Consider the following 9,378-nt stretch of genomic DNA (forward strand, 5'->3'; position numbering starts at 1 on the left):
CTCCAGCAGCGCTACCGCCTCGCGTTTGAACTCGGGCGTGAACTCGCGTCTCGTCTTTGCCATCAAACACCTTCCCCGCCCGCAAGGAGCGTATCAGAGGTGTCCGTGGAACCGGGGGAGGATCATCACATCGGCCGGCACGGGAGCGATCACCTTCGCTAACGGCGCGCAGACGCTTCAGGTGGACGCCAACGGCAACGTCGCCAACGTCCTCACGAGCTTCGGCCGCGAGGACACGATCGACCTGCGTGGTCTGACGGCTGCCGGTGCTTCCGCAAGCTACGACGCGGCCACGCACACGCTGACTGTGACCAACGGCGCGACTACCGATACCCTGCACTTCGACACCAGCTTCGCACCAGGTGCCAACGACCGCTTCCTCGTCTCCGACGATGGCGCCGGCGGCGCCCGACTCAGTCTTATAACTGTGCCACCGCAGCAGGGTGGCGGCACGACTGCTGCACCTGTGGCGGTCAACGACAGCTACACCGGCCTGTTCGGTGCGCAGCTTGTCGTCACGAAGGCGGCAGGCGTTCTGGCCAACGACACGCTCGCGGGCGGGGGCACGCTCACAGTGGTGGGGGTGAACGACACGGTCGGCAACACCGGTCAGGCGGTGGCGGGCAGGTACGGCTCGCTGGTGCTCGCTGCCGACGGCTCGTTCACCTACTCGCCCGATGCGACGAAGGCGCCCGCCTCGGGCAGCGTCACCGACCACTTCACCTACCGCGAGCAGGGCAACGGCCTGGGCGCCATCGCCAGCGTCGACATCGTCCTATCGCCTCAAGGCGGCGGCATGGGGACAGGTACGGGCGCGCCCCAGCTTGCCAACCAGCCGCTGTTCGGCACGATCGAGCACAGCACCACCAGCCCCGCCGCCGGTGTCTACGCGTTATACGAGGCGCTGCTCGGCCGCGTGCCGGACGCGCTCGGGCTTGAGGCGTTCGCAGGGGCGGTGCAGGGCGGGACGAGCCTGACTTCGGTGGCAAGCGCGCTGCTGGCCTCACCCGAGCGCGGCGCGCCGGTCACGGACCCGACCGCCTACGTGCAGGGGCTGTACACGAACCTGCTGCATCGCACGGCGGACAGCGGCGGCCTCACCAACTTCACCAACGAGCTGAACGCGGGCGTCTCGCAGGCCGCCGTGGCGGTGCAGATTGCCACGAGCCAGGAGGCGCAGAACGTCAACGCCTCAACCTTCAGCACCGGCGTGTTCGTGGCTGATGCATCCGAGGCGAGCGTAGCACGGCTGTACTACGGCCTGCTCGGCCGGGCACCGGACGCGGGCGGCCTGCAGGCTCTCTCGGCCTTCGTCGAGAACGGCGGCGGGGGTGCAGCCGGCGAGGCGGCCCGGCTTGATCAGACGGCGGCAGCGATTATCAACTCGCCCGAGTACGCCAGCACGCATTCGAATGGCACCGCACTCGCCTTCGTCAACGGTCTCTATGCGGGCGCACTCGGCCGGGCACCGGATGCTGGTGGTCAGACCTTCTACCTGGACCAACTGGCACACGGAGTATCGCGGGCGACCGTGGCGCTGGAGATCGCGGAAAGCCCGGAAGCGCAGATCCACCTAGTTGGGGTCATTGAACAGGGCTTCCATCTCGCGGGGTAAGCCAGCGCCTGCCGCTCGACTTCCGACGAGCCTCAGCCCGGCCAGCACCCGCTGCGCCGGGCTTTTTCGTGGGCGTGACGACCGCTTGCCCTGCCGAACCTGATCCGACAGTGCGCGACCACTACCAGGCGATGCCTCAATCGCTGCTAGGTCGGCTCGGCGATGCGCGCAGCGACTTCGTACGTTGCGGCCTTGGGGCAGACTGACACCCTGTACAAATGGAGCTTGTCGCCTTCGCTACTGCCGCATCAAATTTCAAGTCGCGAACGCCTTGCTCCTTGGCAGCTTGCGAAGCCCTCTTCTCGCGATCTTGACTCGATGTATCAAGGCTCTCGATGCTCTGACTTTTCTCAGCCTTTCGTGGCGTCTTACCAGATACGGGCGCGGTGGGTACAACGGCTAGGACAAGCCACACTGTCGCAATGACACCGCGCATCAATCGCCCTCCCCGCGAGAATGATCTTTGCGAATATGGTGTGTTCGTACGATTTATATAAGTCCAGTAAACGTCCGACAGCCAGCTTCCTCATTTCACGCAGCGCTGGCTGCCTGCCATGCCGAGATTGCCGCCATGATCGGGAAGCCGAAGCCCGCCGCAGGCGAGGAGGCTCGGGCTATCCTGGCGGGGCAATCCTAAGGTCCGCAAAGGGTGGATTGCAGAGATTTGTCTATCACCCAAGAGCAGACATTCGGTCTTGCCTGCGTCGGCTGTCCCGATGGCTTTCAGAGAGCTGTAGGAGTGGTCTGCTACGAGCGACCCAGCATATAGAACTGCGGATTGGGCCGAAGGCTGGTGAAGTTGGCCATCCGGTTGGACATGCCAAAGAACGCAGAAATGGCGGCCATGTCCCAGATGTCGTCGTCACTGAAGCCGTGCTCACGCAACGCCACGCTATCGGCCTCGCAGACGAGATGCCCGTGTTGCGAGACCTTCATGGCGAACTCGATCATCGCCTTCTGGCGCGTGGTGATGTCCGCCTTACGAAAATTTCCAGCCACCTGATCGGCCAGCAAGGGGTTCTTAGCGCGGATGCGTAGGATCGCGCCGTGGGCAACCACACAATACTGGCACTGATTGGCAGCGGACGTCGCGACGATAATCATCTCTCGCTCCGCCTTGGTCAGCCCGCCGTCCTTTTCCATCAGAGCGTCGTGGTAGGCCATGAATGCCCGGAACTCGTCGGGGCGGTAGGCCAACATCAAGAACACGTTTGGCACGAAGCCGGATTTTTCCTGCACGGCCAGGATGCGCGCTTTGATGTCCTCGGGCATGTCCTCGATCGACGGCACGGGGTAGCGGCTGACCACTGCGTGTTCGTTTTCCGGCACCGTGTTCCTCTTGGATTGTCTCGTGCCGAGGGCGAGGCCGCGGATCACTCTGGGGCGCACGATGATGATGCAGGTGGGTAGCCGCGCCTGATCCTATGGGCCGACCGCATGCCTTATTTGCCACTTATTAACAGTGGCAAATAAGGCACTCTCTGTCGAGAGTTTCACTTAGAGACTGTTCGGGAATAATCGCTACGGTGAGAGTTGCCAATTTATCCCGGCTCCTGTCGGGATGATCATCCATTGACGTAGCTAGCCAATTTTTGATGCTTCCAACTGAAGCCAACGATGCAAGCGTTGGCTCTTTGCAAAAAGAGACGTTCGACTTGTTGTCAGGTCGATTGTCCTGCAGGGATTTTGGGGAGCGCTGATGGCTACCACCTTTAATAACACCGTCTACCAGGCCGGTTTCGCCGGCACAGACGATGGCGCTCCGAGCGCATCCTTCCAAATTGATGATGCTTCGAGAAATCCTCTTACTGTGAATGGAACGGTGAATGCTGCTGGTGATCCCATAACAGTCACTGGTATTCTTCCGGGCGCCACGACATCTTCGACGACGACGTTCTACGCGACCCAGTTCGACAACTCGTCTATGATCCAGTTTACAGATACGCAGAGTGGAGCGGACAGCTCCTCGACGCGCCTCATCCTCTCGAACTCCCAAGTCTTTGGGTCGGGTACGGAGAACAGGACTCGTTTCACGTCCGATGGGGATACATCGCTCAACAGCTACTCCGCCCCTGTCTGCTTTGCCACCGGTACGTTGATCCGTACGTCTCAGGGTGAGGTTGCGGTTGAGGATCTGTCTGTTGGCGATCTCGCAATAACCTCCTCTGGCACCCTCCGTCCGATCCGCTGGATCGGGAGCCGTACAATCAACTGCGGGCGCCACTCACAGCCGTCTGACGTCATGCCTGTACGCATCCGCGCAGGCGCGTTCGGCACGAATAAGCCGGTCCGCGACCTCGTCGTTTCGCCCGGCCATTCGATCTGCCTCGACGTACTCGGTGAAGTGCTCATACCCGCATCGGTGCTGGTCAACGGTTCGACCATCGTCCAGGAGGACGTAGACAGCGTTACCTACTGGCACGTCGAACTCGACAGCCATGATCTACTGATGGCCGAAGGACAGCCGGCCGAGAGCTATCTCGACATGGGCAATCGCGGTTTCTTCGCTCGTAGCACAAGCAGCGACACGGTGACCGACCTGACTGCGAAGCCTGATGTCGATGTCGCCGGACGCACGCACGACGAATTCTGCCGTCCGTTCCACGACAGCGGAGCAATCGTGACCTTCGCGCGGGAACGCATCGAAGCTCTCGCCACGGCGCAGGGATGGCATCTGTCCGTCACCGATCCATGGGCCGGTGTCCACCTTATCGCCGACGGGCTGCGCATCAAGCCGGAAGTGAGCGGCTCGACTGCTCGCTTCGTTGCCCCCGCGGGCGCTCGTGATATTTGGCTTTGCTCACCCGCATTGGTCCCCAGCAAGCTAGGGATGAGCACGGACCCACGTCGTCTCGGATTGCGCTGCAGCGAACTCCGTTTGGGTGACAGTTGGGACGCCCGTGTAGTCGCGCTCGATGACCCGCTGCTGTGCGTCGGTTTCCACGAAATCGAACACGATGGTTCTTCACTTCGACGTTGGACTGCCGATCAAGCGCGGCTGCCCGCCGCGCTGTGGTCGAATGATGAGCGTACCGTGGTGTTACGTCTCGACCCCGTGACTGCCGCCCTCCCACGCTGGGTCATGTCGGCGACCACGGCCAGCGATACGTTGCAAGACGAACAGCACAGTCACGCAGCTTGAAGGCGAGCTGCCCTGTGGGTGTTGATGTACGAGGTGGCGCAGCACGCGCCACCTCACCTCGCATCCTGTACTGGTGCGAAACGACGGACTCACAGCCGTTTGAGACCGGTATCCAACGTGTCACCCGTCAACTCGCGGACGGACTCGTCCGGCGCGGCGCCGATCTCGTTCCGGTCGGTTGGGATGCAGGGCGTCGTCTGCTGCGCCTACCGAAGCCAGCTGAAGGCGAGTTAGCTGCGGATTGGCTACTACTGCCTGAAATTCCGATCTCGGTTTTGCGCGAGGGACTTGATCCGATCCAGCTCGCCCGCGCCTACGGTCTGCGGTCGGCGGCAATCGTGCACGACCTCATTCCCGTTCGGTTGCCTCATCTCTACGATGCAGCTGCGCAGAAGTTGTACAGACGTTACTTCCGCATGTTCGCCAGAACTGACCTGATATTCGCCACAACTGATCTGGTCGCTGGTCACCTGCGTACGTATCTAAGAACCGAGGGGCTGACGGTCCCACCGATCATGGTCGTGCCTCTGCCCGGGCAATTTTCCGATACGCCGCGCGTGCAAGAGGCGCCAATCAAGCGTCGGCCGGGCGATCCGTTGCAGCTGCTGACCGTCGCAGCTTGGGAACCGCGTAAGAATTTACTACGTCTGCTACGCGGGGTGCGCTTAGCGCAGAGCCGAGGCGGCCTTCAAATCAAACTGACGCTCGTCGGGCGTCGCGGCTGCTATCCCGAGCACGATGCCGAGATTGAAGCGTTGCTGATGACGATTGGGGGCGCAACGGCTCGCGCCCGAACCGATAATCGCGAATTGGCTGAGCTGTATGATGCGTGCCACGTCAGCGTGTATCCGTCCTACGACGAGGGGTTCGGGATGCCGGTGCTAGAGAGCCTATGGCTGGGACGCCCGTGCCTGTGCCACGCAGGCTCAGCAATGGCCGAGGTGGCACCAGGTGGTGGCACGATGATGACCGATATGGCTAACGACACCGCGATCGCCGCAGCACTTACACGACTGGCGGCAGAGCCAAGCCTGATCGACCAGCTGACAAACGCCGCACTGGCACGTCCGCTGCGCACCTGGGCCAACTATGCTGCAGACGTAGCTAGCCGCCTCCAGCTGGCTTCTGCTCCAGTTTGACAAGTCCGTACCGCGTTCGCCAGGCAGCCACGCCATCGCAGCGCGCCCGGCCTTGCACACCCAACCGCGGCGCGGCTGGTCGGTGGGATCTAAGATAGAGGGACCACAAGAACAATCGCTTTCAATCTATCGAGCTATCAAGCTTGCGAGCTTCCGACATCGCTCTGAGGCTCGCAATCATATTTTCAGGATTGCGAGCGATCGTGCCCGCTTAGGGGCAGGTTGACAGCACAGCTTGCGGGCTTGATGCGTCGAACGCTCTCGATCTGGATTGCGAGGTATCCCGCGTGCACGTCATCACGATCGCGGCCCGAAAAGGCGGGGTCGGCAAAACCACGCTCTCGATGCACCTCAGCGTTCTAGCCTCTGCGCCAGGCTCGCCGGCTCTGCTGCTGGACACGGACCCGCAGCGGTCCCTTGCGTGGTGGCACCAGCTTCGCCAAGCCGACGTGCCGAACCTGATTGAGGCCGATGCGCGCGAGCTGCCTGAGTTGATCGAGGCGGCGCGGCGGGAGGGTATCCGTCGCGTCATCATCGACACGCCGCCGCATGCAGAGGACTCAATCCTAGATGCGATGCGGGTCGCGGATCTTGTCGTGGTCCCGACGCGCCCTGGTCCGCTCGACCTAGCGGCAGTCGCGACCACGCTCGCGCTCGCCGATCGCGTCGGCAAGGTGCCGTTGGCCGTCATCAACCATGCCCCACCTCGGACCGGATCGGGCGAGCCGTCGATTGTCGCCGAGGCACGGGCTGCGCTGATCGGGATGGGAGCCAGAGTAGCCGAGACCGTCGTCGCCAACCGCGTGAGCATGTCCCATGCGATCCTGACGGGCTCGACCGTCAACGAGCATGAGCCGGGCGGAAAGGCCGCGTCCGAAGTCGAGGCGCTATGGCGCGAGATTGAAGCCCTGCTGTCCGCCCCTGTGAGGAAATCACGATGAGCGCCGCCAAGAACCGTCCGACCCTCGACAGTCTCGCCAGCCGGTTCGCCCGAAAGGATGCGCCGACATCCTCGACACCGGGGGCGCCCGAAGCCGCGACACCAGCCCAGCCGGCGGCGGCACCCGCGCGTGAGGCCGTGAAGGATAGCCGAGTGCAGATCCTGACCCGCGTGGATGCCGCAACCCGAAAGCGGCTCAAGATGATCGCGGTGGAGCACGATCGGACCATTCAGGACATTTGCGAGGAAGCGATCCGGGACTTCGTCAATCGCCATAGCAAGTGAACGGGAAAGCGCGACCGCTCGCTATCCTGCTATTAAGCATACACGATCACTTGCTATCGAGGCAGCAAGAGCATAGCTTTCGATAAGGGTTCTTCTCGAAAGTTTGGGACAGGCGCGGTCGCAAGATGGGTGAAGAAATGAAGCCAAAGCTATCTTCACCCGACGACGTGTTCGCGCCTCTCCGTGACGCCGCATCGGCTGCGGCCCGCAATCTCGGGCTCGACGCCGACGTGCAGCAGATCTCACCCGAGCACTGGCAGCGTGTGCTGGCGGCCGTCGAAGCCCGATCGCGGATGCGTGGCTTCCATCTGCCGGAAGGGTGGTGCGAGGAACTGGCCGACCAGATGGGCCGCTTCGACGGAGCCACCACAATCGGGCCGGAAAACTGATCCGATGATTGTGACGGGGTACTCCGGCGACATGATCGCGGAAGCGCTCGGCGCGGGGAGGGGATGCGATGCCGAGGTCTGAGCATACCCGCGTAAGGCGCCAACTTGGCGACACACGCGGGTCGGGCGAAAGGTATCCCCATGACGGTGATGCCTCGCCGGCCGGACCGAGTGGCCAAGTTGGCCACTTGATCGAAGGGAAGCGAGCAAGTCGCCAACTTGGCGACATGGATGCAGATGCCAGCTTGGCGCCTGCATCGGACGTGGTCGCCAAAATGGCGCCGACGTTGCCCGCTGGTGTCGCAGACTTTGCGACTCCTGCCAGCCTGCCGGCCGAGGCCGCGGCGATCGTCCAGGCGTACCAGCGCGCCAGCAAGGCCGACGCGACGGTGCGGGCCTACACGTCCGACGCGCGGGTGTTTCAGGATTGGTGCGCCCGGTATGGGTTTCGGTCCCTGCCGGCGACTCCTGAGGCCGTTGCGGGCTTCCTCGTCCATGAGGCTGAGGCGGGGCGTTCGGCATCTACCATCGGTCGGCGCTGCGCCGCGATCCGATACGCGCACAAGCTCGCCAAGCTGCCGGACCCGACCGAGGATGAAGGCGTGCGGGCCGCTCTGAAAGGCGCCCGTCGCAAGGTGGGTGTAGCGCCGAAGCAGAAGGCCGCCGCGACCGCGGACATCCTCGCGGCTCTGCTGATGCGGACGCCTGACACCATGACGGGCAAGCGCGATCGGGCGCTGCTGGCGCTCGGGTTCGCTGGCGCCTTCCGCCGGTCCGAACTGGTGGCGCTCGACGTGGCCGATCTCCGCGACCATCCCGAGGGCCTGCGCGTCATGGTCCGCCGGTCGAAGGTGGATCAGGAAGGGCAGGGGTTCGAGAAAGCGATACCGCATGGCCGCTTCATTCGGCCGGTTGCCCTGGTGCGCGAATGGCTCGAAGCGGCTGGGATCACGGATGGCCCGGTGTTCCGGCCGGTGTCGCGATCAGGGAGGGTAAGGGGTGCGCAAGTTGCGCAGCCTTCGGATGCGAGCGCGAAGGGTGGCCAAGTTGGCCATCCCCTCGGGGAGAGCGACAAGGGTGCGCCACTAGCGCGCCCTTTGGATGCAACCTCAAAGGGGGATGAATTTCTCCCCCCTCGCGGGGAGCGCGCAAAGGGTGCCCAAGTTGGGCAGCCTTCGGAGGCAGACGTAAAGGGTGGGGAAATTCCCCAACCTTCCAACGCTGGCGCCGCAAAGGGTCGGCAGGTTGCCGAGCCTCGTCTCACGACACAGGCGGTCGCGGACATCGTGAAGCGCTACACGGCGGCGGCCGGACTCGATGCCTCGACGTTTGGAGCGCATTCGCTGCGGGCCGGCTACATCACGTCGGCGGCGGAGCGGGGCGCGGACCTCGCCCGGATCATGGATCAGTCGGGCCACCGCGACCCGCGGACGGTGGTCGGCTACATCCGCCGGGCGAATGCGTTCAAGGGGCATTCGGGGAACGGGTTTTTATGACTCGCACCCGTAACTTGTCTATCGACGAGCCCGTCTCTTGTATCCGGCCATTTTAGAACGATCCTGCAGGCTTGCCGCGTGGCGTCCCAAGATCAGTCAATCCAAGCCCCCGCGCGAGATTGATGATGCTTTCAATAGAAAGGGGGACATCTTTTCCCCACTCAATATCTTCGATCGTACCCTGATCTGTTTTCAGCAGACGTGCTGCGGCAGGCAATGATAAACCCATTCCGGAACGAGCAGATGCCGCGTGGACTGAAAGATTTTGGAGTATCTCCGAGCGATATTTCGGCGTTTGTTTCATGCAAGTTGCACGCCCTTCCGCGGGCTGTAAAACGTATGCCGCATGGTCATGGTACCTATGCTATGAAA

General features: G+C 62.9%; 9 protein-coding genes. 7 read left to right on the forward strand and 2 right to left on the reverse strand.

Annotated elements, in window-relative coordinates:
* Positions 1-466 precede the first annotated feature (466 nt).
* Positions 467-1,615 (forward strand): DUF4214 domain-containing protein, encoded by a 1,149-nt coding sequence (locus FV226_RS25840; protein ID WP_246691742.1) that lies wholly within the window; start codon positions 467-469, stop codon positions 1,613-1,615.
* A 747-nt stretch (positions 1,616-2,362) separates the two neighbouring features.
* Here FV226_RS25840 and FV226_RS25845 read toward each other — a convergent pair.
* The gene (locus tag FV226_RS25845) at positions 2,363-2,923 is read right to left on the reverse strand and encodes a peroxidase-related enzyme (RefSeq protein WP_281406058.1); all 561 of its coding nucleotides are present in this window, start codon (positions 2,921-2,923) and stop codon (positions 2,363-2,365) included.
* Positions 2,924-3,314: 391 nt separating this feature from the next.
* Between FV226_RS25845 and FV226_RS25850 the strand changes: the two genes are divergently transcribed.
* From FV226_RS25850 to FV226_RS28805, 6 genes are all read left to right on the forward strand, one after another.
* Positions 3,315-4,757, forward strand: coding sequence for a Hint domain-containing protein (locus FV226_RS25850; RefSeq protein WP_147765173.1), 1,443 nt, complete (start codon positions 3,315-3,317; stop codon positions 4,755-4,757).
* 14 nt (positions 4,758-4,771) lie between these two features.
* A complete protein-coding gene (locus FV226_RS25855) occupies positions 4,772-5,896 on the forward strand; it encodes a glycosyltransferase (RefSeq protein ID WP_147765174.1) in 1,125 nt (374 codons plus the stop codon).
* A 287-nt stretch (positions 5,897-6,183) separates the two neighbouring features.
* Positions 6,184-6,837 carry a ParA family protein gene (locus FV226_RS25860; RefSeq protein WP_147765175.1) on the forward strand — a complete coding sequence of 218 codons (654 nt, stop codon included), beginning with the start codon at positions 6,184-6,186 and terminating at the stop codon, positions 6,835-6,837.
* Entirely contained in the window at positions 6,834-7,121 is a 288-nt protein-coding gene (locus FV226_RS25865) for a ribbon-helix-helix domain-containing protein (protein ID WP_147765176.1), read from the forward strand. Before FV226_RS25860 ends, FV226_RS25865 begins: the two co-directional genes overlap by 4 nt.
* A gap of 125 nt (positions 7,122-7,246) precedes the next feature.
* Complete coding sequence (locus FV226_RS25870; RefSeq protein ID WP_246691740.1) at positions 7,247-7,510, forward strand: hypothetical protein; 264 nt, start codon at positions 7,247-7,249, stop codon at positions 7,508-7,510.
* A 227-nt stretch (positions 7,511-7,737) separates the two neighbouring features.
* Positions 7,738-9,006: a tyrosine-type recombinase/integrase gene (locus FV226_RS28805; protein WP_246691741.1), complete on the forward strand. Its 1,269-nt coding sequence runs from the start codon at positions 7,738-7,740 to the stop codon at positions 9,004-9,006.
* Positions 9,007-9,058: 52 nt separating this feature from the next.
* Here the strand turns inward: FV226_RS28805 and FV226_RS25885 are convergent, their stop codons facing one another.
* Positions 9,059-9,310, reverse strand: coding sequence for a helix-turn-helix transcriptional regulator (locus tag FV226_RS25885; protein ID WP_147765177.1), 252 nt, complete (start codon positions 9,308-9,310; stop codon positions 9,059-9,061).
* Between the last annotated feature and the right edge of the window lie 68 nt (positions 9,311-9,378).

The organism is Methylobacterium sp. WL12, assembly GCF_008039475.1.
In the GTDB taxonomy this organism is placed as follows: Bacteria; Pseudomonadota; Alphaproteobacteria; order Rhizobiales; family Beijerinckiaceae; genus Methylobacterium; species Methylobacterium cerastii.